The sequence below is a fragment of the Ruegeria jejuensis genome (assembly GCF_041537905.1).
Classification (GTDB): domain Bacteria; phylum Pseudomonadota; class Alphaproteobacteria; order Rhodobacterales; family Rhodobacteraceae; genus Ruegeria_C.
Window position 1 is genome coordinate 14,286 of sequence record NZ_JBGRUO010000033.1, and the last position, 26,054, is coordinate 40,339.

A 26,054-nucleotide genomic window follows, 5' to 3' on the forward strand; every position below is an offset into this window, starting at 1 on the left:
CATGACCTCTGCTGCACTGCCACTTGATGGTATCTTGGTGATTGACTTGTCGCAGTTTCTGGCCGGACCTTATGCCTCGCTCCGGCTGCAAGATCTGGGCGCGCGGGTAATCAAGATCGAACGCCCCGATGGCGGCGACCTGACCCGTGGCCTGTATCTGTCGGATACGATGATCGACGGGGAATCCACCATTTTCCACGCCATCAACAGGGGCAAGGAAAGCCTGTCGCTGAACCTGAAGCATCACGCCGATCTGTCAGCGCTGAAAAAACTGATCTCGCGTGCGGATATCGTAATCCAGAACTTTCGACCGGGTGTCATTGAGCGGCTTGGGTTGGGCTATGACGATGTAAAGGCCTTCGCGCCGCAGGTCATCTATGGATCAATCTCGGGCTACGGCGACGAGGGGCCGTGGGTGCATCTACCCGGTCAGGATTTGCTGGCGCAGGCCCGGTCCGGGGTCATGTGGCTGAACGGACATGAGGGCGAAGGGCCAGTGCCTTTTGGTCTTGCCGTCGCAGATATGTTTGCAGGGGCAAACATGGCCCAAGGTCTGCTGGCCGCCCTTGTCCGCCAGAAGATGACAGGCGTGGGTGCTCATGTTGAAACCAGCCTGCTTGAAGCGATGGTCGATTTTCAGTTCGAAGTGCTTGCGACCCATATGAACAACGGCGCTCGCCCGCCCGAACGCTCGGCCTATCGGTCGGCGCATGTGGGGTTGTCTGCCCCCTACGGTGTTTATCCAACCGCTGACGGATACCTCGCCATCGCCATGACCCCCCTGGCCAGGTTGGCGGATCTGCTGCAATTGCCCGATCTTGCACCATATCTCGACGCGCCCGAAACCTGGTTCAAGGACCGCGACAGGATCAAGAAAATCATTGGTGCACGGCTTGCATCTGCTGAGACCGATCGCTGGCTGTCGCTCCTGCAGCCCCACGACATCTGGTGCGCCAAGGTACTCAACTGGTCCGAATTCCTCGCAGAACCCGCCTTTGAACGGCTCGACATGGTACAGGATGTGGGCTTGTCATCGGGGCGTCAGATGCAATTGACCCGATCCCCTATCCGAGTTGATGGCGCCCGGGCACAATCCAGCTCTGCCGCGCCATCCATCGGTGAACACAACCACCAGATACGTTCTGAATTCGATCTTTGATCCGACCTGTGCGGAACAGGGCACAGGTGAAATCTGCTCGACTCTGAATTTTTAAATACGATAAAACTTTTTGCATGTGAGATTATTATTGACAGAGGTTGACCCTTGGGCAATCTTTTGCGCGAGTGACCGGAAAGCGGGTGATGACGACAGTATCAGTCAGGAAGCTGGTCAAAGTGTACGGTCAGGAGATCGCGGTTCGCGGCATTGATCTGGACTTTGAGGATCGGGCCTTCACGGTTCTGGTCGGGCCTTCGGGTTGCGGCAAATCCACGACGCTGCGAATGATCGCCGGGCTCGAGACCATCTCGCATGGTGATCTGTTGATCGATGATGTGGTGTCAAACGACCTGCCATCGCGCGCACGCGGTGTGGCGATGGTATTCCAGTCCTACGCCTTGTACCCACACATGAGCGTACGTCAGAACCTTGAGTTTTCTCTTAAACTGGAAAAACTCAGCACATCCGAGATTGAGCAGCGCGTAAACGACGCTATCGCCGTTCTTGAACTTGGCCCGTATCTGGATCGAAAGCCCAGTGAGTTATCTGGCGGCCAGCGTCAGCGTGTTGCCATCGGGCGCGCGCTGGTCCGCGAGCCGCGCGTGTTTCTGTTTGACGAGCCGCTGTCCAATCTCGACGCCAAGCTGCGCAACCAGATGCGGATCGAAATCAAGCGTATCCAGAAACAACTCGACGTTACGGCAATTTACGTGACCCATGATCAGGTCGAAGCCATGACACTGGCGGATGTTATCGTTGTGATGCGCGATGGCATGATCGAACAGACCGGCAGACCGATTGAGGTCTTCCATAATCCGGCCAATATGTTCGTCGCGGGCTTTATCGGCTCGCCCCAGATGAACTTCTTTCCGGGCCATATCGAACATGGCGACAGCGGGCCTTGCTTTGTGATCAATGACACAGCGTTGCCCCTGCCTGCTGACAGGTTCGGCCCGCTCGCCGACGGTCAGGACGTCACGGCCGGGTTCCGTCCCGAGGATATTGTGGTGAACCCCGATCCATCTGCGCCGACCATCACGGCGACGGTCGATTTTTCCGAGCTTCTGGGCAACGAAACACTTCTCTATGCCCAATGGGTCGACCGCGACTTCATCTGCCGCATGTACGACCCTGACGTCCCCGAGATCGGACAGGCCATTCGCTTCGGGTTCCAACCTGAGCGCATGCACCTGTTCAACAGCGAAACCGGAGCATCACTACGTAAAGACCAATAGTCATTTCTACTGGGAGGAGAAGATATGAAAACCCTAAGACACTACACAGGCGCGCTCGTCGCAGCCGGTCTCGCGATTGGGGCGGGCGTGGCAGAGGCCGACGATGTTGCCCTGTTCTCGGACAAGGGCATCTGGACCGAACAGCTGAACGAATACAGCGATGCCGCGCGCGAGGCGATGGGCGTGGGTCTGGACCACAACGCGTATCCAGCAGCCGATCAGTATATCGCCTTCATCCAATCCTCACTGGCCAGCGGTGAGCTACCGCAAATGTTCACATGGTGGACCGGCGGCCTGTACCGCGATATCATCGATACCGGCGAGGTCGCAGATCTAGGTGCTTTGTGGGATGACGCGGTAGCCAGCGGAGAATTTGATCCGGGCCTGCGAGAGTTCCTGTCGGTCGACGGCAAAGTTTATGGCGTGCCGCTGCACCTCTCGACGTGGACCGCGTTTTACAACAAGGACCACTTTGAAACTGCCGGGATCACATCCGAGCCGCAGACATGGGATGAGTTCCTGGATGCCGCCGCCAAGCTCAAGGCCGCAGGCATCACCCCGTTCCACGCCACCGTGCAGGATGGGTGGCGCGGGTTCATCTGGTTTCAGGAAATCATGATCCGTACTGATCCCGAAGCCTATGCGGGCCTTCACACCGGCGACGTGGCCTATGACAGCGAACCCGTGCGCAACGCGTTCAAGATCTGGTCCGATTGGTACGACAAAGGCTATTTCACCGACCCCCGTTCGCGCGAGGAAGCGGCCGACTTTGCCCGCGGTGAAGGGGCGATCTACCTGATGGGCGACTGGGTCATCGGCCAATTGGAAGCGCGCGGCATGAAAGCGGGCGAAGATTTCAGCGGCTTCATCATGCCCAATGCGGACGTATCCATGCCGTCGTCTATCATCGTAGAAGGGGCGCCCATTATGCTGTCGAAAGAGGGTGCCGAAAATCCGGATGTTGTTGCGGCTCTGAAGCACTTTATGTCGCTGGAGGGTGCAAATGTCTGGGCTGCGGTTTCGGGCAACGCCATCGGCAACCTGAAAGCCAATTCACCCAACGCCGTTGTCGAAAAGATCAACGCGGACATGGCAGAACGCGGAACGCTCGCGCTTGATCGCTGGTGGGAGGCCGTGCCATCCGATCTGCAAAGCGACTTTGCTGCGGAGTTCGCTGCCTTCATGCTCGACCCGACCATGGAGAACGCCGAAGAGATCATGGCTCGCATGCAGGAAGCCAATGCCGAATACTGGGCCGACCAGTAATCGTCTGACCTGACAGGGCGGGCCGCAGAAGGGCCCGTCCCAATCCTTTCGGGGCTGCACTGATGACGCGTAGCGAACAATTGAAACAGGCTGACGCCACCCTGATGGCCGAAATCGGCCAGGATCAGCTGCGCCACAAAATCCGCAAGACCGAGCGGCGCAATTTCCTGACCGCCTTTGCCTTCTTCGCACCAGCGCTGCTGCTGGTCGGCGCGCTCTTGTTGTTCCCGGTGGGCTACAACATCTACCTGAGCTTCACCAAGTGGAAAAAGTTCAAGGGCTACGACCAGTTTGCGGGGTTTTCAAATTACACCAAGCTGGCGTCGAACCACGCTTTCGAGGACGCCCTGATCAACACCTCCATCTGGGTCGGAGCCTCGGTTATCTTTCCGCTCGCCATCGGGTTCTTTTTTGCCCTCGTCTTCCGGTCCGTGCGCGGCGAGGAGGCGTTCAAAAGCATCATCTTCTTCCCCAAGATTCTGGCTCCCACTGCGGTGGGTGTCATCTGGTTCTACTTTTATGCGCCCGATGGTGTTCTGAACCGCCTCATCAGCCTCGCAAGCGGCGGCGACCCGGTTGATATCGGGTGGCTTTATGAGGCCAGCACAATCACACCGGCCATTATCGTCACCTTTGTCTGGCAAACCGTGGGGCTGGTCATGGTCCTGACCCTGATCGGCCTTGCCGCACTGCCTCGTGATCCAATCGAAGCGGCAACCATCGACGGCGCCTCGAACTGGCAAATCATGCGGCACATCATCGTGCCTCTGCTGCTGCCCACATTGCTGGTCGTAACCATCCTTTCAGTTCTGGCAGGATTTACCGTCTTCGATCTGCTTTGGGTCATGGGGTCGGGGTACCCCGGCAAACGTTCCCTGTCGCTGGTTGTCATGATGTATTTCGAAGCGTTCCAGAAGAGCTCTTGGGCCTTTGCCTCGGCCATCGCGGTCGTCATCGGTATGGTTGTTCTGGCCATCACCTGGGTGCAGGCACTGCTACAGCACCGGATTGACCGGATGACAGGGTGACCCCGATGAGCCACGAAACCGATATCGATTTTGATGCGATCATCAGGGCTGAAAGCGCCCGCAGGCCGTCCTCGGCGCTGCGCTTGACCGGGGCCATCGCGTTGAGCCTGCTGTGGCTTTTGCCGTTCTATTACCTCTTCGTGACAGTCTTTAAATCGACCGAGGAATATGCCTCCAAGAACCCGCTCGCCTTGCCATCGGGCCTGTGGCCTATCCTGGAAAACGCCACCGCAGCCTGGAGCAGTGCCCGAATGGCCGCGGGCATGTTTAATTCCACCCTCTATGGGCTCTGCGGTGCCGCCATCGCCGTGTTCCTAGCTGCGGCGGCGGCTTGTGGCATGACCCGCTTTCAGTTCCGGGGCAAGGCGCTGTGGTTCATGCTGATCTTCTCGGGCATGGTCTTTCCCTTTCAGATGTATCTGATCCCCCTGTTTTTCACCTATAACTCACTTGGCATCCTCAACACTCACGGCGGAATGATCCTGTTCTATTCCGCGATCTGCATCCCGTTCCCGTTCCTTGTGCTGCGCAACTACATGAACGGCATCAGCCGCGAGATAGACGAGGCCGCTCGCATGGATGGAGCCGGTGAATGGACCATCTTCCTGCGCATCCTGATCCCCAATTGCTGGGGGCCGATCACGGCAACCTTCCTGATCCAGTTCACGTGGATCTGGAATGACCTGATTTTTTCCACCGTTCTGGCCAACCGCGAAAGCACCCGGTCGATCATGAACGCCCTGCAATCTTTCCAAAGCAGCTATTCCGTCTTTGGCCCCAACACGGTCCTGACTGCCGCACTGATCGCCAGCCTTCCGTCGATCATCCTTTTCTTGATCCTGCGTAAACACTTCATGCGTGGCCTGACGGTGAATACGACATGAGCCTTGCTGGGGCTTGTTACAGACTTTGGCGCGGGCTTGCGTATTTTCACTGAACTAACGCGGCATTCTCAATAACGCTGACGCGCAGTCTTAGTAAGACTGCCATCGGGTAGTCGGAAGTGACTGATCGGAGAAGGCGAGAAGCGCGGAGACTTCATCTATCGCAGCGGTTCTCGCCTTCGGGCAACAAGCGCTTAGCTTAGGGCTTATTTTGTTGAAAAACTCTTCCTTGATCGCCGCATGAACAGCTGATTCAATTCTGCCAATAGGCGGGAGGATTGGCGATGATGGGACCGAGGCAGGAAGCGCAATCGTCGCTGTTCTATGAATTCTCAATGGAGAACCACGTTCCCCAAGATCACTTGCTTCGGTCGATTGATCGCTTTGCTGATCTGAGCAGCATTCGAGCGCATCTCGCGGATTTTTATAGTCACACCGGTCGTCCATCGGTCGATCCTGAACTGCTGATCCGGATGCTGCTGGTCGGCTATTGCTTCGGCATCCGCTCCGAGCGACGGTTGTGCGAAGAGGTGCATCTGAACCTGGCATATCGATGGTTCTGCCGCCTTGATCTGAATGAGCGTATCCCGGATCACTCAACGTTTTCTAAGAATCGGCATGGACGCTTCCGCGAGAGCGAACTACTGCGTCATCTGTTCGAGACGACTGTTGCGCGGTGCATCGAAGAAGGTCTGGTTAGCGGGCAGCGCATGGCAGTCGATGCCAGCCTGATTGAGGCAGATGCCAACAAGCAAAACTCGACGCCGAAGGAAGAGTGGGACGCGTCGGCCATTGATCCGGCAGATGCGCCCCGTGCCGTGCGTGAGTACCTCGACACGCTGGACGAGGCCGCCTTTGGTGCGGCCAGCGAGGTGCAGCCAAAGTTCACCTCCCATTCCGACCCAGCCAGCCAATGGACGGCTGCTCGTAAAGGTCCTGCGTTCTTCAGCTATTCCGACAATTACCTGATCGACACGGACAGTCTGAAAAGAAATGCGCTTGCGCGCTCTTCAGATCACAACTTTCCGCGCCTGCAACACGTTGTTTTTCAACAGAATGGGCGGGAAGTGTGCATTCGCTGCGGGTGCAAAGGCACCAAGTGCAGATGCCAGAAGCGGACATTTACATCCCACGCGTCAGGCCGAGGACAAGACTGCAGAACCCCCTCAACTCGTCGGGATTTGTATCGCCGTATGGATCGCCATTGATCTCGGCATGGTTTTCGACCCTCGAATAGGCGTTGATATCCTTAAGGTCCTCGAGTGCACCTTTGAACGGGTGATCGTTGTGGGCGTCGTTTAGGGCGCGGATGATTTGATCCAGCGTTGCAGCTTCGCCAAAGAGTCCGGGGTCAGCTTTGCGGTAAAAGTCTTCGCAGACGGTTCGCAGGCGCGACCTGATATATGAAAGTTCGTGGGGCTCGCCCTCGATGAACTCCTCAATCTTCATGCGCTCCGTAACATGGCGCGGTTGCGTCGAGCCGGGAATGTCGTAGGGTGTGATGGTCGTAACGCCGGGCGCGCCTGTTTGGAGCGCGAACGACTTGATCAGTTTCTGGTCGATTTTATCCCACAGCAGGCGGAGGAATCCCTTGTCGTGCGATAAGACGATAGTCTGTTTGGCCCGGTCACAAATCCTTCTGATCTCGATGGCCGTGAATTGCCGCCTGAAATTGTCCAAACTTGTAAACGGGTCATCGAGAACAATGATTGTCTCACCGAGGTCTGGGTCCGCGTTGCATTGCGCCAAAAACAGCGCCAGCGCGAGAACCGACTTGTCCCCGGCGCTGAGTGTGTTTCGGAAGCTCGGCGCACCGGTTGTATCCCCGCTCGCTCGGGGTGAAACCGGAACCTCGTTGATGAGAATTCGGTAGCTGGCGGCAGGCTCCTTGCCGCGATAATCAGGTTCTTTGTAGTCGATCCGAAAGCCCGCATTCAGACGCTCGAGATAGGCATTGATCCTATTGCCGAGACTTTCGGTGATGGTTTTGCCGTGGGTGGTCAGCTCATCGCGAAGCTTGGCTTTCTCTTTTGCAATTTCGCCTTTGCGCTGCCTCTTCGTTTGCAAGTTCGTGACTTTCGAGATGATCTCCGCCTCAAGGCGATGCTTTTGGGCCTGAAGGGCCTTCAGCTCGTTTGTGAGTCTTTCAAGTTGCTCGGTGTCAACCGTGGTCTTTACAGCATCGACCTTCCGGTTGTACTCAACAAGCGCTGCATTAGCAGATTCGATGGCCGCCCTCGCGCTCGTCCAGGCATAGACAGCTGCGCCAAGTCGCTCCATGTCCAACGCCACAGTAAGGTTTGCGGCTTTCGCCTGCAGCGCTGAATCCATTTCCGCAGCAGCGCGCTCCATCCCTGAGATCAATGCTTCAAGGTCGATGGTCGCGGGGGCATCGATGTCAGCCGCCTCGCGCCAATACTCGAACTGTTTCTTGTTGGATTTGGAGCCTTGTTCCGCTGCGGTTCGGAACTCGCCATTAGAGTAGCGCTGACAGATTTGACGGAGCTTCTGAACATTTTCGGCCAGCTTTCTATACGCTTCACTGAAGAAACGGCTATATGCTTCCAGCAGGCTACGATCTCTAAGTTCCTGGCCGCAGAATGGACAAGTGTCCTCCGCTTTGAAGGGCAGACCTTGTTCTAGCCACGTTTCCAGCCCCGGTTCAGCCGGTTTCGCGCATTCATGCGCTGCGACATGGGACCTTACGGCTTCCACGGCATCAGCGGCAATTCCTTCGACCGTTTGGTTGAGGGCTGCCTCGAAGGTCGCCGGTTCGGATGGAAGCGGAAATGCGCTCGAACCTGCAGCCGCTTTCAGCTCTTTTGACTTCGCTGCGCGGGAAACCTCTGCCTGCTTATCAGCGATTGCCGTATCGATGTCCGGGTTATCTTCCAGAGCTTCGAAGGCCGACAGGCTCATGGCTGAAGGACCTATCCCTCGAAGACCGGCCGTTAGCTCCGCTTCGAGGGCGCGAATGTTCTTATTGTTTTCGGTGTTTTCTCCGTCTAGCGCCACGATCTGGCGAACGAGTTTCACGCCCTTTTCGCCAACAACGAGACCATACTGCCGACGCAGATGGTCGGCTGATACCGTGTCGCCGGAATAGACATTGTCATTCACGAAGAGGCTATCGAACACAGCCGCGCGAGGTTGGGCTCCGTTCCAACTGCCTCCCTCGAAATTGGCCCGCCCTGAATCAAGCTGAAGAGAAATCTTCTGGTCCGGCCCTCCAGCGAGGGTCTTACGGCCCACGATAATTCCTGGGTCGCCGAGAGTTAGAGATCGCAGAATGTCCGCAATCGTTGATTTCCCCCAACCGTTCTCACCAAAGAAAAACGTGCACTTTTCGAATCTGACATTTTGGGTCGGGAGCGCTTTCTCAAACCGACCGACATTCTCAATGAAATTGATTCTCCGTAACACTGTGCTCTCTCAAAGTATGCCTCGGGTCGCGAGTAAGAATGGCCCTTGGTTCTTGGGTTCTGTTGCAATCTCTTAGCGCAACGGCAAGAAATTGTTCGCTGGCCTGCAAACGAGAGTAAACCGTACCGGGCCCTGTGAATGTTGTTTGCCTGATGCACTTGAGTAGTCGTAGCAGTTAAGTTGGCTTTCAAGAAGCTCCAATGCAGCGTGAATTTTGGCGTTGAACCTCCCCTAAGAGCCGCAAAGGTCCGGCAAAAGTATCCATCATTCTGACAGCCAACAGTTGAGACCCTTTGGATCCAACTCTGTTAGCTTTTCAATAGTTTCTTGGTTAAACGTCAGTGACGGCCCCTTATCTGCCTTCTTCGACGACAAGCCTTGATGTTGCAGGAGTGATCTTACGTAGCGAGGGCGATCATTAGGGTTTCTCCCCCAAATAGCTGCGATCTCACTTCCCTTCTTGTTCGAAACGGAACGATCACGGGTTTTGGTTCGGGTCGCTTCTTTAACCAACTGTCTTAGGTAAGCCTCAGGATCAATTTGTTGAAAGAGTCGCCCTTCTAAGTCCTCAATGAAGTGATGAGATGCATTTATGAGTGAGGCCACTTCTTTGAAAGTCGGAGGCTTCTCAGCGTCATAGTCACCAACAAGGATGTCAGCGTCCAGCCCACTAAATCTAGCTTTGATAGTCGATCCATTATTTTCAATTGTGGTCCGTTGTTCCTTTGACAGAATGTCGTCAGCTTCCACATGTGCGCTTTCATTTCGCCAGCTAACCAATACTGCGACCAGAGCGCATAGTAGTGCGTCAAGTCCGTGCAGTTTGTCCTCCAGCGCCGTAAGTTTCTTGAAAATGCTTCGACCCGCTTGGTCAATACTCCTGCGAAGGCTAACGTCTTGGATCAATGTGGGCTGGCGCATTGCATCGCGAATATAAACGTCGATCGCATCGACCGCTCTTATCAACGCCATGTCCAACATTAGTCTGCGTGCGCGTCGTGCCGAAGTCTCTGGTGACTTTGGCGACCAGGTCGTTCTCATCTCAGTTGGTATATCGACGACGATGCCGCGTTCTATTGCATCAAGCCCAACAAGCGAGGTGATTATCAGATGGTTGGCGTTGCCGAGACTTCCCTTAAAACGTTTACGTCCAAAACTTTTGTTCAGATACATTTCTTCATTCCAAATGGTGCGCTTGGTACGGTTCGCACGTACATCACCTGCTCTAAGCAAGCCAAGGCTTCATAAAGGCAGGAGCTTTAACCTTAAGCTACAAACGCAATGCAACCGTAAGAAGGGCGAATCTGTTGGTCAACCGAAGTCTGCTTTAGGCTAGCTGCGGCGCGGCGGAGCGCAATGCGATGAACAGCAGGATTGGGCCGCCCGCGAAGGCGACCCAGAAATTGCTAGATTTCAATGGCCTCAGCGATTGCTAGCGCATCCTCGAGTTCGACCCCTAGGTACCGCACTGTACTGTCCATCTTGGTGTGCCCAAGCAAAAGTTGAACAGCGCGCAAGTTGCCTGTCTTCTTGTAGATCTGAGTAACCTTCGTTCGCCTCATCGAATGCGTGCCGTATGCGCTCGCCTCTAGTCCGATTGATGTGACCCAATCTCGGACAATCCGTGCATACTGTCGCGTCGAGATGTGGAGGCGTTCGTGAAACCGGCCAGGCCAAAGATACTCGGATCCGACCATCAGTTTGTCTTCCATCCACTTCTCGACCGAAGCCCGGGTGCCTTCCGAGATCTCGAAGCGTACCGGTTTCTGGGTTTTGCTTTGCAGAACAGAAGCACGCTCTTTGATTTGCCCCGACGCCATGACATCAACCACCTTCATCTTCACGAGATCACAACCTCGGAGCTTACTGTCGATTGCCATGTTGAACAGCGCTAGGTCGCGGTGGTTCTCGGCCAGTTCGAGACGAACCCTGATCGCCCAGACGTGTTTTGGTTTCAAAGGTCGCTTCTGGCCGACGATGCGGCCCTTGTTCCAAGCGGGGCGTAGAGCGCGAATGGCAGGTAAGTTAGGTGTTTCCATGACTGATCCTCCGATCCGCCATGCCCTCCCACAACGACAACCCGACGTTGACCGGGCCAGCATATTACATGATGCTGCGCTGCCTCCGAGGTCGGCACAGAGCCCACAACGGAACTGTCGAATTCTCGTTGCGTACGCTCGCATCATAAGAAATGTCGAAGTAGCACAAACTGGTGCGCTGCGACGCAGCAGGACAACGGGTCATTCATGCGGGCCCCGCCAAATCTGAAACTGCAGACTTACATAGCGGCAAACTATCTGTGAGTTCGTAGCACTTGTGTGAAAGATCTTTGGTTCACTTCGGGTTTAAGCAATACTCAATGCGGACGGGCGATTTGAGAGATACGCTGGAATTTCTTCCTGTATGCCGCCGGCGACAAACCGGTACCGCGTTTGAATACGCGCCGAAAGGATGCCGGATCCTCATATCCAACAGCCGCTCCGACATCGTCATTTGAAAGCTCATCAGTCTCCAGCATTTGTTTGGCTTCTTCGACGCGAAGCGCCTGAACATACTCGATCGGGGCAAAGCCCGTCGCCATGCGAAATCTTCGCGAAAAGGTCCGTGCATTCAACCCCGACCGCTCAACCATCTTCTCAACCGGCTTGGCAGAGGCGTAATGATCCGCGATCCAAACCTGGCAATCAGAGATCGGACCATCGTTTGATTCCATCGGGCGGGTCATCACCGAATAGGGTGACTGACCTTCGGCGTGCCCACTGAACAGGAAGACCTTGGCGGTTTCAATCGCGGTTTGGTAACCACAATATCGTGCAATCAGATAGACCGTGAGGTCATGCCAGGCGGTGACCCCACCTGCGGTTACGATCCGGTCAGCCTCAGCTGCCAGGCAAAGTACTGTTTCATTGCGAAATGTAATCTTGGGAAAATGGCGCTGAAACATATCGCGATAGGCCCAATGTGCAGTCGCCTGATGGCCATTCAGCAACCCGGACTCCGCGAGCAACAAGGAGCCGGAACACACCGATGTCAGTAACGCCCCCTGCTGGTGCATCCGCTTGAGCCAGTCGACTTCGCGTGGATATCGACCTTTGGGCACATCATAAATCGATGTGTACAGGTCGCAGATCACAACAGCGTCGGCATCGTCAATTTCGCCAATGGAGCTTTGTGGCTCCACCGGGATATTGCCGATACAGTGAAAAGGCTTGCCATCTGCGGATACGATGCGGACATCCAGAAGTTCATCACCCGGGGCACCGGTCACCATATCCGGATAAACTGCACCTGCTGACATCAGGACATCGTAGAGCCCATAGAGGACCGATGCGGATGTTTCCGGGGCGGCGAGCAGCACGATGAGCGGTTTTTTGGCGGTGTCCATATAACCCTCCTGTCTGAAATGGCACGGTTTTGGCAAGTTTGCCATATTCGTTTGTCCAGTATGCCGCATCTTTGGCCATCTTGCCACTGATGTGGGTGCCGCCAGTGGCATAGCATCCCAGAAGATCACAAAGGGAATTGCATTATGAACAGTATGGATACAGACCAGAATTTATCACCTGTCGGACTCAAAGCTGAGACATTGATGCCCGGCATGGCAGAGTTTGATGAGACGCGCGCCGTGTGGAACGCGATGATCGACCGGAAGCCTGCAATGATCGTACGCTGCCGGAATGCAGATGACGTTGTCGCCGCTGTTAATCACGCGCGCAACAACGATCTTCCAATCTCTATTCGCGCGGGGGGCCACAATGTTGCGGGCCATGCAGTTTGCGACGAGGGTCTGATGATCGACCTCAGACTGATGCGCAACGTGACTGTGGATGCCGACAATCGCACCGCATCGGTGGAAGGCGGAGCGCTTTGGCGGGACGTGGACGAAGCAAGCCAGGCCCATGGTTTGGCAACACCCGGTGGCCTGATCTCGGATACCGGTGTTGCCGGATTGACCCTGTCAGGTGGGATCGGCTGGCTGAGGGCCAAGCATGGGTTGTCGATTGACAATCTTGTTGCGGCAGATGTGGTGACCGCCGATGGTAAGTTGGTTCACACGAATGCAAAAGAAAACCCTGAACTGCTCTGGGCACTCAAGGGCGGTGGCGGCAACTTTGGAGTGGTTGTCCGGTTTGACTTTGCCCTGCATCCCATCGGCCCCGAAGTCATGTTTGCTGCCCCGATCTATGCTGTTGAGGACGGGCCTGGACCCATCCGGGCATGGCGCGACTTTCTGGCGAAACACGGTGATCTAGTTGGATCACTGTGCGAGTTTTCAACGGCGGGCGGTGAAGACTTCCCAGAGGAAAGCTGGGGAAAACGCGTCTATACTTTGGCTTGTGTCTACAACGGAGATGCCGCCGAGGGAGAGGCGTTGCTGCAACCCCTTAGTGAACTCGGCAATATGGTGACCGACTTCTCGAGCCGAATGAATTATTGTGATGTGCAACAGCTCTTTGACACGCTGATGCCAGCCGGAGAATATCGGTGCTACTGGAAGGCGCGCTACCTGTCGGAATTGTCGGATGAAATGATTGATCTGGCGATGAAGAACGCTTCCGCCGCCCCTTCGGACAACTCGATCTCGTCTTTGTGGAACTTTGGTGGTGCCACGGCAGCAGTCGCGGCAGAGGCAACGGCCTTTGGTGACCGATCCATGGGCTGGATGTATTCCCTGGATGGCGTGTGGTCAGATCCGGGTGACGATGCGGCCAATATTGGCTGGTCACGTCAGGGCTGGGAAAGCGCTGAACCGTACGGTCATCACGGCCGGGCCTATCTGAACTTTCCTGGCCATGGAGAGGACGGGGACGCGTTGACGCGGGCTACGTTTGGCGCGAATTATCAGCGGTTGGTCAAGATCAAGATCAAATATGACCCTGAAAACCGGTTTCGCTTTAACCAGAACATTCAGCCGGAGGTCTAATATGACCGTTCAATCCCCACTTCCACCAATGGGTTCCGGCGAGTTCTTTCTGACCGAAGGCGGTACAGAAACAGAAATCATGTATCGCCATGGGTTTGAATTGCCTGAGTTTTCAATGCTACCGCTTATGGACAATCCTCGGGCTGTTTCCGCAATGCGAGATGTGATTTCTCAGCAGCTTGATGTTGCTGCCGAATTTGGCTTGTCGTTTCTGCTGACCGGCTTTGACTATCGCGCCAGCCCGGACTGGGGTGCAAAACTGGGCTATTCAGCGTCAAGCTTGGCAGATGCAAATATTGCCGCAATTGAGCTTCTCCGCGAAATTTCAAAAGGGTATGAAGGTGATATTCCAAACCTTCTGATTGGCGGAATTCTCGGGCCACGCGGCGATGCCTATAGCCTCAATCAGGAAATCACCGCCGAATCCGCCGAAGAGTATCACGCCGTTCAACTGGAGACATTGAAGCGGGCAGATGTGGATTTCGTCAGCGCACTGACATTCAACAATATCGAGGAATCTGTTGGTGCCCTACGCGCGGCGGAACGGATCGGTCTGCCATTGTCGGTTTCTTTGACGCTCGACAGTACGTGCAGGCTGAAATCAGGCCCCACGCTTGCCGAGGCCATAGTTGAAATCGACATGCAGGCCGGAGAGGCGGCGCCGGAGTACTACATTGTCAATTGTTCCCACCCGCTTGAATACGAACCGGCCCTTGAGAACGGAAACTGGATCAAACGGCTGCGCGGCGTGCGCCCGAATGCGTCGAAGATGGAGAAGCTGGCCCTGTGCAAATTGCACCACATTGAGGATGGCGATCCTGTCGAACTTGGCTCACAACTGTTCAGCCTGACGGAACGCTACCCGCATATGGACATTTTCGGCGGTTGCTGTGGAACAGGGCACAGACACCTGCGAGAGATTGCGAAAGCGCTGGTAAGACATTGACGGTCAAGTTCAGCTGATGCACCGATTTCCTCAGTTCTGTCTGCAGAAATGAGCATTGAGGGCTCAGTCACTCGTGTCAGCCAGCAGCCAAACCATGCGGTCCAGAAACCAGAGCTTTGCACCTATAGCCAGCGTCGAGCCTACGAATACCCAACCCAATTCGAGCCGCCAAAGCCCGACTGCGAGAATGACGACCCCGAGCGCGGCGGCATATGTCAAACGACTTATGACTTGTGCATGATGGATGGGGATCGACGCCGTTTTGCGATTAAGCCAAATACGCTCACCCAGCACACCTTTGGTCATCCAGGCGTCGTGATGCTGCGGCGGGCCAAACAAGCGTGGATTGAGCCAGGTCCAAATGACAACGGCCAGAACGAACCAAAGTGCGCCCCAGCCCAGCCAGACTCGGCTCCAGATAGCCAGGCAAAAGAGCGGAAGGATTGTCATGCGCGACCAACCACTCCACGGGTTCGCATGTCGTTGCCAGGTGGCGTCATCCATACCCATCAGGCGGGCCGATAGTTCCGCGATATCCATGGTTCATTTCTCTTGTGTAGCAAAAACCTCGCGAGAACAGACTCCGCGTCATCTGATATCAGAGGCAAGCGCATCCTGAACGTAGGTTAGCGTTTCGATCCGATTTGCGTGGGCTCGTATGGCAGGCCAATCACGGGTGCAAAGCCCAGAGTCGCATATCCAGCGAGACATAACATACATGTAATAATCTGCACCATTGGGAGTGTCTGCACACAAATATTGCCGCCCCGTCAATTGTGTCTCAATGACGGACAACCGGTTTTTCAGGTGATGTTGACCGGGCACAAGGAACTCTCGCGGGGTGTTCGGGCGAAATAGCGGGCTGAAGCTTTTGTGGATTTCTGTCGCAACAAAAACAAGCCAAGTCATGGCCTCTTGTCGCCAAGTGGTCCCTTGCAGGCCCAGCAGCGCGGCCTTGGGTGCTTTGAAGTCGATCCAGTCCAGAATGGCAATCACCTCTGTCAGGCAACTCCCATCATCCAGCACCAATGCCGGGACATAGGCCTTTGCGTTGATTTTGGAAAAGTCGGAACCATCCCGCAATTGACGAGAAGCGTAGTCAACTTCGATCAAATCAAACGGAATGTTTGCCGCCCGCAGGGCAATATTGACGACAAGCGAACAGGCGTCTGGGTAGTAATACAGCTTCATTGGAAACAATCGACCGCGACGGGTGCTTGTGTGAGTACAACAAGAGCCAGATCATAAGGTCCTTCATTCACCTCAAACATGCGATGACCTTTCCCCTGAAGATCACGCGCCAGAAACTGATCCCCAACCTGCAAAATCCGCGTATCCAGATTGCTGGTTTCTATGCGCACGGTCCCGCGCAGGACCGTCCCAAGAACCACGGCTGGCGCGGTGTGCCATGCATCCACATAACCTGCGGGATGATGCATCATCAGAATCCTCTCGGCGTCCAACGGTGGCGAGATGCGGTATCCCGATGGAGAGGGCGGCGTGAAACTGCCTTCTTCCAGAACCCAGGCATGATCCAAAAATCGTGAGCCTCCGGTTTCATCCTGGTCAATGCAAATGATCTTCATGGCTGGGCTCCTTGTTGGGGCGGTTCTTGCGGGTGAAGTCATGTCTTGGCCTCGTAGCATAGCTTGCCCAGACGGGAGGTGGTTTGCACAACCGGCAACCAGTCCGGCAAGCCTCGGACATCTATCGTTGCGTCTCACATCTGTTGAGCGGGGCAAGACGTGGAAGCGGTGTGTTGTATTACATGACAATTTGCACCTGCTTCCAATGATCGGAGCGGGCACAAAACCCGCTCCAATACGCAGCCTCAGAGACCGGTGCGTTCAGGCAGCGCGACATACATCTGAACATGCGTGACGGTCGAAAATTCGCCCGGCAGCGGACCATAGGTCTTGCCATCGGAGTGCCACGCCAGACCCAGGTCGGCAGCAAGATGTTCGCCGCTGAGCTGAAGACAGGGTGTGATCGTGCGCTCAAAATCAGCGGACCCGTCGGCATTGGCGATAAAAGTATTTTCAGATCCATCGCGGGCGCCAAATGGCAGATCATAGGTGCCGATGAACGGGTCAGTTGGTGGCCAGACCATGAAGTCATGCCATATCGTGTAAACTCCGTTCGGGATCAGGTTTTCAAAGGCCAAATCGACGGTGCCGACACCATTTTCACAGGTGTATGTGCCGCTGCCTTTGGCCGCGAACCATTCGCCAAGGGTTAGTCCCAGCGGACGGCCCTTGGGGTATGGACCTGTACCACTGGTGTCAAGAAAGTTGTGTTTTACTTCGACCCCCGGCGCATAGAGCGGCGCGTCCATATCGCGGGTCGCCGCTGTGGGACGGAACACCTCTCCTGAGCCCGGGACTTCTTCATAGAACACATCCTGTTCGGCCATGCCGTCGTCAATGTGAAAGACAAAGGTCAGCGACATGCTTTCCGGCGGATCATAACTGGTCTTGGTGGCGTCCTCTGCGCCAGATTGGGTCGCAGTGGTAAGGGTAAGCGCGGCAGCGCTGATAAGAAAGATGGGTTTCATTTTAGGGTCCTTTTGGTTGGTGGGAGGCAAATCTGCCTGGTGAACCGGCGGGTACGGGTGCCGGAGCTCTGGTGAAATTGCAGATGGGGCTGGGAGGTCGCGGAGTGGGCCTTTAGCCGTCCGGCAATTTCGGCGTCGGCTGCGGAGTAAGTCCTGAGGGAACGCTTCGCGGAATAAGATCAGAACGATCTTTGGCAGAGGGATCCGTCAATGCTTCGAGGAAGGCCATAATTCTGGCCACTTCGCGATCACTCAGCGTCACAGGTGCCAGGGTATTTGCCTGTGCAATCCTTCCACGCAACGCATCAGATTTCTGCACCCATGTGTCACGCAGATCAAAGGCCGTACGCCGTTTCGGATTCACAGGGCGAAAGATCAAAGACGATCCATTGCCGGTCTGTTCAATGAACTGGTCAATGACCGGTAATTCGGTGGCATCGGCATCATATGCCTCCAGCGAGGCCACGCTGTCGAGATGATGGCGCACCATCATTTCCAGATCAGCAAAAACTCCGTCATGCCCCCATGGTCCCGTGAGCGTGACATTCCGCAGGGACGGCGTGCGGAACGCAAAGAGGTCAGTCGGGTCGAATGATACACGATAACGGCCCTCATCCTCTGTGGCACGGGCAAACCCGGATGCCCGCCAAAGGCTCTTGTCCTCACCGTGGCCTTTGCCCGGCCCGATTTGCGGCACGGCAATGGCGTGAAATTCGTGATCAGTCAGCAATTTGCCCATGTGGCAGGCCGCACATTTTGCCTTGTCATAAAACAAATCAGCCCCGGCGCGAGCGTCCTCGGACAAAGCCGTAAGATCGCCGCGCAAGAAGGCATCAAACGGGCTGTTGTCTGAGCGGAAAGCACGGGACTGAAATGCGGCCAGCGCATTGGCCGCTGCCACCATGGTAATCGCGTCCAGATCGGGAAAGGCGGCGCGGGCCAAATCCTGGTATTTTGGTGTGGCCTGCAGACGTGCTGCCAGCAAATCCCAAGCGTCGGTGACCCTGTCTTCGGCCACTGCGGTTGCCACGGGGTTTTCGCCTTTTTGTCCTGCCATCTCAGACGCGGAAAGTACTGGGAACATGGCCTGCGCCGCCAATAGGTTATCCAACCCTTGTGGCAGATGTTCGCGTGCGGGTGTCCAGAACCCGCTTTGAAAGGTGTGCGCCGGATCAGGCTCCACCCGCCCGTCATGAAACATCGACAGGTACTCCTTAGCGCCGATGTTCCATAACGCCTGTGCATTGCGCGGAATACGTTCGGTGATGCCATCTTTGGTCCGCCGTTCCGGGCCAAACCCGGTCCCTCCTTCGCCTATAGACAAGGCGACGCCATCGCCGCTGCCGCGCGCCGGATCATGGCAGGTCCCGCAGGAAATATTGCGATTGCCCGAAAGGATCGGGTCGAAGAACAGATTGCGCCCGAGCTCAACGAGGGCTTCGTCTGGTGCGCCTTCAAAAAGGAAATCACTGTCCCGAAGGCTATCCGGCCATTGCGCTCGCATCAGGTTTTCCGCCCGAGTAGATCCTGGCGCCAGCAGCAAGACCAGCGCCAGCGAAGTACCCGCTACAGCAATGTATCCCGTCAGCGTCGCTGCGGTAAGCGAACCGATTGATCCAGGGGCGGTGGCCAATTTACAAGTCTTGTAGATAGACATTTGGTTTCCTTTGGGACTTGGGGCGATTGAGACTTGCGTTGCTAAAGTATGCGATGCGGGAATTTTGGATCGGTTTTGAGATCACTGAGATGTTCAAGCCCGACATCCCGAAACAGACCGAGAGGCAGCTCTGCGAATCTGCGGCCCCTATGGGCAAGCCGTCGCCGATCCCTCCACATGCAAAAACGTGCCATAACGTTGTAGAAGATTGTTGGTTTGGAATAGGGCACATGGGTGCTGTTTGTGATGCTCATTGTTCTGCTCCTTTTGCGAAGCGGGGCTGCATCTGGGGACGATGGGCAACCTGCCGCTGGTGCGGCGCATTGGGTGCCCTTTCCGTGCGGGCGGCCACCTGCGAAGCGATGCGAACCGCGCTTACCCCGGCGGCATGGAAAAACCCCTGAAACACGGGAGCATAGCCTGTGAACCACAGGCCGGGATTGTTGACGTCTTCCTGCCCCATCGGCTGCCGCGGATAGCCCTTGGCATCCAGTGCACCAAGTTCACCAAAAAGCCGCTCAAGATCAGGCCTGTAGCCTGTTGCACAGATCACAACGTCTGGGCGAAGTTTACGGCCATTGGCCAGTTCGACGGTGTAGTCGCCAAAACCAACGACCTGAGGCACGGCCTCAAAGCGCCCCGCTTTCAGCGCAGCCACAAACCCGTCATCCAGCGCAAATGTCACGCCATCCTTGAGCATGCGAGAGCCGCCGCCAAGCTTATGGCGCGGCAAGCCATGGCGCCGCAGATTGCCAAAAAACGTCCATTGCATGAAGCCAAATACCGGATCGAGCGACCACTTTGGGAAACGCGCAAACAGGTTCGCCATGCGTTGCAGTGAAAAGCCCAGAATTTTGGACGGCAGGATCGAAGGTCCATGACGAACGGCGACCCAGACCCGGCCGGGGTTGCTGCGCGAGAGGTGGTTCAGCACATCGGAACCAGAGTTTCCGGCCCCGACAACAACGATACTCCTGCCGTCATAGTCCGACGGATCGCCAAATTCTGCAGCATGGATCACCTTGCCGCCAAAGTCCTCCAGTCCCGGCCAAACGGGCATTTCGGGCACTTTTTCGCGACCTGTGGCCACGACAACATCAGTGCACGTATATCTGTCGTTGTTGGTGTTGACTTGCCAATGATCGCCATCACGACGCACGGACAAGACAGACGTATTAAACACAATGTGTTCTTTCAGCCCGTCCGCGTAGTCGCCCAGATAGTCAACCACAGCGTCACGAGGCAAAAACCTGTCCATTGCGCGTGGCTCATGGTGCCCCGGCAGGCGGGTAAAATTGCGATGGATGTTCAGTCGAAGCCTAGGATGACGCGCGCGCCAAGGGTCAGCGACGCGATCGGATGCCTCAAGGATGGTGACAGGGACGCTGCGTTTGAGCAGTTCCGTGGCCGCAGCCATGCCGGACAATCCGGCACCGATAACGATGGCATGTGCGTTAGGGGGAATAGTCATTTTGTGTCTCCGTTGATGCTTTGAGGCTAAGGGCGCGCAAGAAAATAGGCGTTGAGCGGGTCGTGAGGCAGGCGATGGGTTTCAACCCGATCAAACCCCGCGCGGGCGAGGTATTCTTGCGCGGTTTCAACCCCCCACATCGCCCCAAGACCGGGGCCGCCCTGACCAATTGAAACCGGCGTGCAATGCATCAAAGACAGGCTGTACAGCAGCGGTGCAAAAGGGTTCTCGATGTTCTTTTCCAGATCACGTGACCCGCCGATGTCTTGCATCAGGAACAGCCCGTCATCGGCCAGAGAGTTTTTCACAAGATCCAGTAGGCCTTGCGGGTCCTTTTGGTCATGGACCGCGTCAAAAGCAGTGATCAGATCGTAGCTGCCCATTGTTGTGACGCCTGACAGATCCTGTCCACGAAAGGATAGGTTGGAAAGCCCGTTCCGATGTGCCGTGACCTGCGTTACCGCGAAGGCATCGGGGCAAAGAACGACACCGACAAACCGGCTGTTTGGAAAGGCTTTGGCCAATTCCATCATCGCCCGGCCTGCGCCGCACCCGACGTCAAGCACGTCAATGCCGCTTTCCAGCCGTGCAATCAGCCCGGGGTCTAGAGGCAGAATGTGTTCAATCAGCGCGGATACCACAAGCTGCGCACTGTCTTCGGCCATGACTTCGTGAAAGCGACAGTAATCGTGATACTGCGTCCCACCGCCATCGCGGAACCGGGCAACCATCTCTTCTTCGACCGACGCCATCACGCCGATAAACTGGCAGGTGACCGCCATATTGTCGGGCGCCGCCGCAGTGGTGAGAAAGGCTGCGTGTTCAGGGGGCAGAAAATAGGTTCCTGCCTTCGCGTCATATTCCACAACCCCGGATGTCACCATCACGCCCATCCATTCGCGAACGTAGCGCTCTGCCAGGGCCGCGCCGTCAGACAACGCGCGCGAGGTTGAATTGGGCAATGCTGCCAATGCGCCAAACAGGCCGGAGCGATGGCCGATCGAAGACATAAGCGCCAGCGAGGCTGCGTTCAGCGCGCCACCCATGAGTTCGGCAAATCCTTCAGCCTTGGCCGTATCAAATGTGATTGCGGGTTGCTTGTTCATTGGAATTCTCCGGTCTGACAGGGTTTTGGCTTAAATGCTGGAGACTGTTTGGCAGCCGCGGCCGAGTCGCGATATGCTCAGATATGCCAATAACGGTGAATTTCAGACACCCTCACCCTTGTGCTACGGACCAGCGCCCTCCCTTGGAGGCACTCAATCGTGCGCGTTTTGGTCAGGAACGAGGCGTTGCGTAACGAGGTTTTTTGATGTAACGCCCAATAAACTCCAAAATAGGTGAATATCGGACACTCTGATGCTGCAAGAGAAATCCACCTGCCGAACTGCAGTTCTGACCATGCCCTGTGTCGGCACCTCAACCGCTTATTGCATTCTTGACGCGCTGGCGTCCGTCGGACGTGACTGGGAAATGTTGCATGGTACGGCCCCTAAACCGCCTGTTTTTGATGCGGCTCTGATATCGTGTGACGGCGCCGCCTATCAGGACATCAACGGACGGCGCATCACACCGGATGGATCGCTGGACAGTTTTGTAAAGCCCGATCTCGTCATCGTCCCAGACTTTCACTTCGCACCGGGAACTGGTGTCCCGGATGAATTCGCCCCGATGATTACCTGGCTTAAGAAAGCACGCGATGACGGAGCCTTGATCACCTCGGTCTGTTCCGGCGCTTATCTGCTCGCCGAGGCCGGGATGCTGGACGGTCTTGATGCGACAAGCCACTGGAGTTTCTGTGATGTGATTGCGCGGCAGTATCCCGACATAAAAGTGCGTCGCGAACGAATTCTGGTTCCGGCGGGAGAAGGGCACCGGATCGTGACAGCGGGTGGCGCATCATCCTGGGGCGATCTCGTGCTCTATCTGATCGGGCGCATCGCAGGCCCTGACGAGGCCCGTCGCATTGCCAAGATCTATCTGTTGCAGCCCCATACAGAAGGACAGTTGCACTATGCCTCGCTGACGGCTGGCACACAGCACGATGATGCACTAGTTGCAGACGCGCAGGTTTGGGCCGCTGATAACTACGCATTACCGAAGCCGGTCGCCGCCATGGCAGCAAGAAGCGGTTTGACTGAACGTAGCCTTTTACGCCGTTTTCGAAAAGCCACAGGGCAAACCCCGGTTGATTACGTTCAAACACTGCGGATCGAAGAAGCTAAACAGATGCTGGAAACTACGGATCTGCCAATTGACGAAATCGCCGGAGAGGTTGGGTACACAGAAACGTCGAGTTTTCGAAATGCTTTCCGGCGATATGTTGGAATGCCAGCGTCGACATACAGAAAGAAGCGGCTTCTACTCACGCAGGTCGGTTCCGAAGACGGCTGAGCATTAGGCTTTGCTCCCGCATGTTAGAGCTTTATCCAGCCCCGCGCGGTCGGGCTACCTAGTTGGCGTTTCTCGATATGGATTTCCGACAAAGGTGGACGCATGTTGAGCGCCTGATGCGGACCAGAGTCTGGCCACGGTGGCTCGAACCACGGCAGAACGCATTCCTTGGACCCCCCACGCGATCATCGGTCAAACAGTGCTTACGATCGTGCAGACTGCGCACCTGTGACTCGGTGCGACTGGTTATTAACGATCTGGTCAGGGAAGACCGGTCTGGCGACTTCAGCTGCTCTGCAGCGATGAACGTGCCGCACAGGCGAGCGAATGCTGCGTCAGCAAACATTCGGAAGAGCAACGGCGGCAAAGTCCAAGGTTTGTGGCTGCTGTCAGCGTGAGCTGCAGCGGCGACAAATCTGACAAGGAGGAAAGCGCGGGAGGATTTTGGTGCTATGGGGATTGTGCGTTACGGGCTTCTGCAATTGAAGCGCAGCACAGTATCGCCTTTGGCGGCGTGTAGTGCTGGCCGGTCGGATTCGGCAGCGCATGTCATTGATCGGTCTCGATTTTGATCTTCGCACGCCGTTTTGGCACGCTTCTCAGGAATTTGAGCGCACAGGCTGGTCCGGTGCCTCCGGATGGTGGGGCCGGGTTTGATTTTTGGCTCATGCGGCATCCTCCCATGGCGGTGCGCGGGATTTTGGGGTTTGGCCACGGGTGAAGATCTCGACCACACGCATCGTGCTGCCGCATTTTGGGCATGTGTGTTTCAGGTCTTGTTCCAGTGCTTCGGCGTGCGCTTCTTTGTCGGCCATCGGGTCAGGTTCGCATGTTTGATCCAACAAACGCCTGATCTTCTCGATCCTGTCGCGGCGGATACCGTTAGCGAGGAAGCCCGCGTGGCGGATGCGGTGGAAGCCGGGAGGCAGGACATGGATCAGGAAGCGGCGGATGAACTCACCTGTGGGCAGGCGCATGACCTTCATCCGATCCCCGCGCTTGATGCGATAGTCTTTCCACCGGAAGGCAACCGTGTCCGCGTCGGCAGTGACCAGGCGGTGGTTCGAGATCGCGACGCGGTGGGTGTATCGGCTGAGATAGGCAAGCACCTGTTCGGGCCCTCCGAAGGGCGGCTTGGCATAGACAACCCAGTCGGCTTCGCGCAGCGGGGCGAGGTGCGCAGCGAAGATATTCGGGTCTGCCAGCCCCACCAGATTGCCAAAGAAGCGCAACCTGCCTGCCTTGTGCAACCGGACCAGCCCTTCCAGGAACAAACGCCGGAACAGCCGCGACAGAACTTTCACCGGCAGGAAGAACCCTGGGCGGCAGCCGATCCAACTGGTGCCATCCGTTGACACTCCGCCGCCGGGGACCACGACGTGGACATGCGGGTGATGCGTCATCGCTGATCCCCATGTGTGCAGCACGCTGGTCATGCCTATCCGCGCGCCCAGATGCTTCGGATCGGCAGCGATGGTCAGGAGCGTCTGGGCTGACGCTCTGAACAACAGTCCATAGACCGCCGCCTTGTTCTTGTACGCAATGTCCGCGATTGGCGCAGGCAGCGTGAACACCACATGGAAGTATTCGACCGGCAACAGGCCTTCCATCCGCGCCTGCATCCAGTCGCGGGCGGTTGAACCCTGGCACTTTGGGCAGTGTCGATTGCGACAGGAGTTGTAAGCGATGTGCTGGTGATCGCACTTTGTGCAAGACGCCACGTGCCCGCCAAGCGCGGCGGTGCGGCAACTCTCAATGGCAGACATCACCTTCAACTGCTGCAGGTTCAGATGTCCTGCATGTTCGCGGCGATACGCAGGCCCATGGGCGCGGAAGATATCCGCGACCTCCAGCTTTGGTCCATTGCCCGACAGTCGCTGCTTGCAGCGATGAGAGGGAGGCATGGACCGGGATTAGCCGGGTGCCGCCTCTCGTCTCACCAACAGATCGAGCGGACTGGTCACATCCTGAATCGTCTTGGTCGCCACCTTCGTGTAGATCGTCGTGGTCTCCAGTTTGGCGTGACCGAGCAGGACCTGGATCACCCGGATATCCGTCCCGCCCTCCAGAAGATGCGTGGCAAAGCTGTGCCGCAGCGTATGGGGCGAGACATTCTTCCTGATCTCGGCGAAGTCGCAGGCCACCCCGAACGCCCGGTTGAACTGCCGTGTCGAGATCGGGTCGATCCGGTTGCGACCGGGGAACATCCACCCCCTCGGGCGCGCCTCGCGATAATAGTCGCGCAGCAGTTCGAGCAAACTGGGCGACAGCATCACGTGACGATCCTTGCGGCCCTTGCCCTGGTCGACCCGGATCAGCATCCGGTCGCTATCGATATCGCCGACCTTCAGATGCGTGACCTCACTGGCGCGCAGCCCGCCACCATAGGCAACACTGAAGGCAGCACGATATCTGAGCCCCGGTCCCGGCGCAGCTTCTAGAATACGCGCGACTTCCTCGGCGCTCAGCACCACCGGGATCTTCTTGGCCGCCCGCTGATAGCGCATATGCCGCTTCATCTCAGGGCGCGGGCAGGTCGTGGCGAAGAAGAAGCTCAGCACGGTCAGCCGGTTGTTGAAGGTCGGCGCACCAACGCCGCGCGCCTTCATGTCGAGCTGGAACGCCCGCAACTCCTCCGGTGTCGCACTGTCTGGCGGATGCCCCAGAAACCGCGTGAAATCTCGCATCGCCCGCAGATACATCGTCTGCGTCTTGGGCTGCAGCCCCTTGATCCGCATGTCTTCAAGAAAACGCTGGCGTAGCTTCGGCACATATTGGTCCGTCATCGGAACCTCCTGTCATCAGATTGAGAAGGTCCAAATCGTCAGACAGGCGCGTCAGTTCGCCAAATCCACTGTTGAATTAGTGCGCAGTCATTGCCCCAAGCGCCAATACCGCGAGAGCGGTTTCGTCCTCGTCCGCAAAGCGGACATACATCGCGATTTTGCGAACGTCTGCCTCGAGCCCATGCACTAAATCGCTCCGCGATATGGGCTCTGTTTGGCGTGAGTTGTGCTTACGCGGGATATGTTTCGCGGTTTGTTGAGTTGGGAGTTTCCTGTTGATCGAGGTGATTTTGCCTCGATTGACAGAGGGTTTTCCCATGAACGTTC

22 protein-coding genes, 1 tRNA gene and 1 pseudogene are annotated in these 26,054 nt (G+C 56.4%); 9 read left to right on the forward strand and 15 right to left on the reverse strand.

Going from position 1 to position 26,054, the window contains the following annotated elements:
- Position 1 precedes the first annotated feature (1 nt).
- The 6 genes and pseudogenes from AB1E34_RS24215 to AB1E34_RS24240 form a co-directional block, all read left to right on the forward strand.
- The gene (locus AB1E34_RS24215; RefSeq protein WP_372574871.1) at positions 2–1,159 is read left to right on the forward strand and encodes a CaiB/BaiF CoA transferase family protein; all 1,158 of its coding nucleotides are present in this window, start codon (positions 2–4) and stop codon (positions 1,157–1,159) included.
- Positions 1,160–1,302: 143 nt separating this feature from the next.
- The gene (locus AB1E34_RS24220; RefSeq protein WP_372574872.1) at positions 1,303–2,394 is read left to right on the forward strand and encodes an ABC transporter ATP-binding protein; all 1,092 of its coding nucleotides are present in this window, start codon (positions 1,303–1,305) and stop codon (positions 2,392–2,394) included.
- A 24-nt stretch (positions 2,395–2,418) separates the two neighbouring features.
- Entirely contained in the window at positions 2,419–3,660 is a 1,242-nt protein-coding gene (locus AB1E34_RS24225; RefSeq protein ID WP_372574873.1) for an ABC transporter substrate-binding protein, read from the forward strand.
- Between the two features lie 62 nt (positions 3,661–3,722).
- Entirely contained in the window at positions 3,723–4,688 is a 966-nt protein-coding gene (locus AB1E34_RS24230) for a carbohydrate ABC transporter permease (RefSeq protein ID WP_372574874.1), read from the forward strand.
- A gap of 5 nt (positions 4,689–4,693) precedes the next feature.
- Positions 4,694–5,572, forward strand: coding sequence for a carbohydrate ABC transporter permease (locus AB1E34_RS24235; protein ID WP_372574875.1), 879 nt, complete (start codon positions 4,694–4,696; stop codon positions 5,570–5,572).
- Between the two features lie 284 nt (positions 5,573–5,856).
- A pseudogene (locus AB1E34_RS24240) lies at positions 5,857–6,552 on the forward strand (transposase); the annotation flags it as partial.
- Positions 6,553–6,694: 142 nt separating this feature from the next.
- Here AB1E34_RS24240 and AB1E34_RS24245 read toward each other — a convergent pair.
- The 5 genes from AB1E34_RS24245 to AB1E34_RS24265 form a co-directional block, all read right to left on the reverse strand.
- Positions 6,695–8,995 (reverse strand): AAA family ATPase, encoded by a 2,301-nt coding sequence (locus AB1E34_RS24245; RefSeq protein ID WP_372574876.1) that lies wholly within the window; start codon positions 8,993–8,995, stop codon positions 6,695–6,697.
- Positions 8,996–9,259: 264 nt separating this feature from the next.
- Complete coding sequence (locus AB1E34_RS24250) at positions 9,260–10,168, reverse strand: hypothetical protein (protein WP_372574877.1); 909 nt, start codon at positions 10,166–10,168, stop codon at positions 9,260–9,262.
- A gap of 14 nt (positions 10,169–10,182) precedes the next feature.
- Positions 10,183–10,275, reverse strand: a tRNA-OTHER gene (locus AB1E34_RS24255).
- Positions 10,276–10,401: 126 nt separating this feature from the next.
- Positions 10,402–11,034, reverse strand: a complete 633-nt coding sequence (locus AB1E34_RS24260; RefSeq protein WP_372574878.1) for a tyrosine-type recombinase/integrase — start codon at positions 11,032–11,034, stop codon at positions 10,402–10,404.
- Between the two features lie 317 nt (positions 11,035–11,351).
- Positions 11,352–12,380 carry a GlxA family transcriptional regulator gene (locus tag AB1E34_RS24265; protein WP_372574879.1) on the reverse strand — a complete coding sequence of 343 codons (1,029 nt, stop codon included), beginning with the start codon at positions 12,378–12,380 and terminating at the stop codon, positions 11,352–11,354.
- 213 nt (positions 12,381–12,593) lie between these two features.
- Here AB1E34_RS24265 and AB1E34_RS24270 point away from each other — a divergent pair, with 213 nt between their 5' ends.
- Both AB1E34_RS24270 and AB1E34_RS24275 read left to right on the forward strand, forming a co-directional pair.
- A complete protein-coding gene (locus AB1E34_RS24270; protein ID WP_372574880.1) occupies positions 12,594–13,919 on the forward strand; it encodes an FAD-binding oxidoreductase in 1,326 nt (441 codons plus the stop codon).
- 1 nt (position 13,920) lies between these two features.
- Positions 13,921–14,865 carry a homocysteine S-methyltransferase family protein gene (locus tag AB1E34_RS24275; RefSeq protein ID WP_372574881.1) on the forward strand — a complete coding sequence of 315 codons (945 nt, stop codon included), beginning with the start codon at positions 13,921–13,923 and terminating at the stop codon, positions 14,863–14,865.
- A 63-nt stretch (positions 14,866–14,928) separates the two neighbouring features.
- Here AB1E34_RS24275 and AB1E34_RS24280 read toward each other — a convergent pair whose 3' ends face one another.
- The 7 genes from AB1E34_RS24280 to AB1E34_RS24310 form a co-directional block, all read right to left on the reverse strand.
- On the reverse strand, positions 14,929–15,405 hold the full coding sequence (locus AB1E34_RS24280; RefSeq protein WP_372574882.1) for a DUF6653 family protein: 477 nt from the start codon (positions 15,403–15,405) through the stop codon (positions 14,929–14,931).
- A 48-nt stretch (positions 15,406–15,453) separates the two neighbouring features.
- Positions 15,454–16,056: a glutathione S-transferase N-terminal domain-containing protein gene (locus AB1E34_RS24285; RefSeq protein WP_372574883.1), complete on the reverse strand. Its 603-nt coding sequence runs from the start codon at positions 16,054–16,056 to the stop codon at positions 15,454–15,456.
- Positions 16,053–16,451 (reverse strand): cupin domain-containing protein, encoded by a 399-nt coding sequence (locus tag AB1E34_RS24290; RefSeq protein ID WP_372574884.1) that lies wholly within the window; start codon positions 16,449–16,451, stop codon positions 16,053–16,055. The genes AB1E34_RS24285 and AB1E34_RS24290 overlap by 4 nt, the downstream gene beginning before the upstream one ends.
- A gap of 245 nt (positions 16,452–16,696) precedes the next feature.
- On the reverse strand, positions 16,697–17,419 hold the full coding sequence (locus AB1E34_RS24295; RefSeq protein WP_372574885.1) for a hypothetical protein: 723 nt from the start codon (positions 17,417–17,419) through the stop codon (positions 16,697–16,699).
- Positions 17,420–17,531: 112 nt separating this feature from the next.
- The gene (locus tag AB1E34_RS24300) at positions 17,532–19,076 is read right to left on the reverse strand and encodes a cytochrome-c peroxidase (RefSeq protein ID WP_372574886.1); all 1,545 of its coding nucleotides are present in this window, start codon (positions 19,074–19,076) and stop codon (positions 17,532–17,534) included.
- A gap of 250 nt (positions 19,077–19,326) precedes the next feature.
- Positions 19,327–20,547, reverse strand: coding sequence for a flavin-containing monooxygenase (locus tag AB1E34_RS24305; protein WP_372574887.1), 1,221 nt, complete (start codon positions 20,545–20,547; stop codon positions 19,327–19,329).
- A gap of 26 nt (positions 20,548–20,573) precedes the next feature.
- Positions 20,574–21,653, reverse strand: a complete 1,080-nt coding sequence (locus tag AB1E34_RS24310; protein WP_372574888.1) for a class I SAM-dependent methyltransferase — start codon at positions 21,651–21,653, stop codon at positions 20,574–20,576.
- Positions 21,654–21,906: 253 nt separating this feature from the next.
- Between AB1E34_RS24310 and AB1E34_RS24315 the strand changes: the two genes are divergently transcribed.
- Positions 21,907–22,941, forward strand: a complete 1,035-nt coding sequence (locus AB1E34_RS24315; protein ID WP_372574889.1) for a GlxA family transcriptional regulator — start codon at positions 21,907–21,909, stop codon at positions 22,939–22,941.
- 665 nt (positions 22,942–23,606) lie between these two features.
- Here AB1E34_RS24315 and AB1E34_RS24320 read toward each other — a convergent pair.
- From AB1E34_RS24320 to AB1E34_RS24330, 3 genes are all read right to left on the reverse strand, one after another.
- On the reverse strand, positions 23,607–24,845 hold the full coding sequence (locus AB1E34_RS24320; RefSeq protein ID WP_372574890.1) for an IS91 family transposase: 1,239 nt from the start codon (positions 24,843–24,845) through the stop codon (positions 23,607–23,609).
- 9 nt (positions 24,846–24,854) lie between these two features.
- Positions 24,855–25,727, reverse strand: a complete 873-nt coding sequence (locus tag AB1E34_RS24325; protein ID WP_372574891.1) for a tyrosine-type recombinase/integrase — start codon at positions 25,725–25,727, stop codon at positions 24,855–24,857.
- Positions 25,728–25,803: 76 nt separating this feature from the next.
- Positions 25,804–26,054: hypothetical protein (locus AB1E34_RS24330; protein ID WP_372574892.1), on the reverse strand; the 251-nt coding region annotated here is incomplete at its 5' end.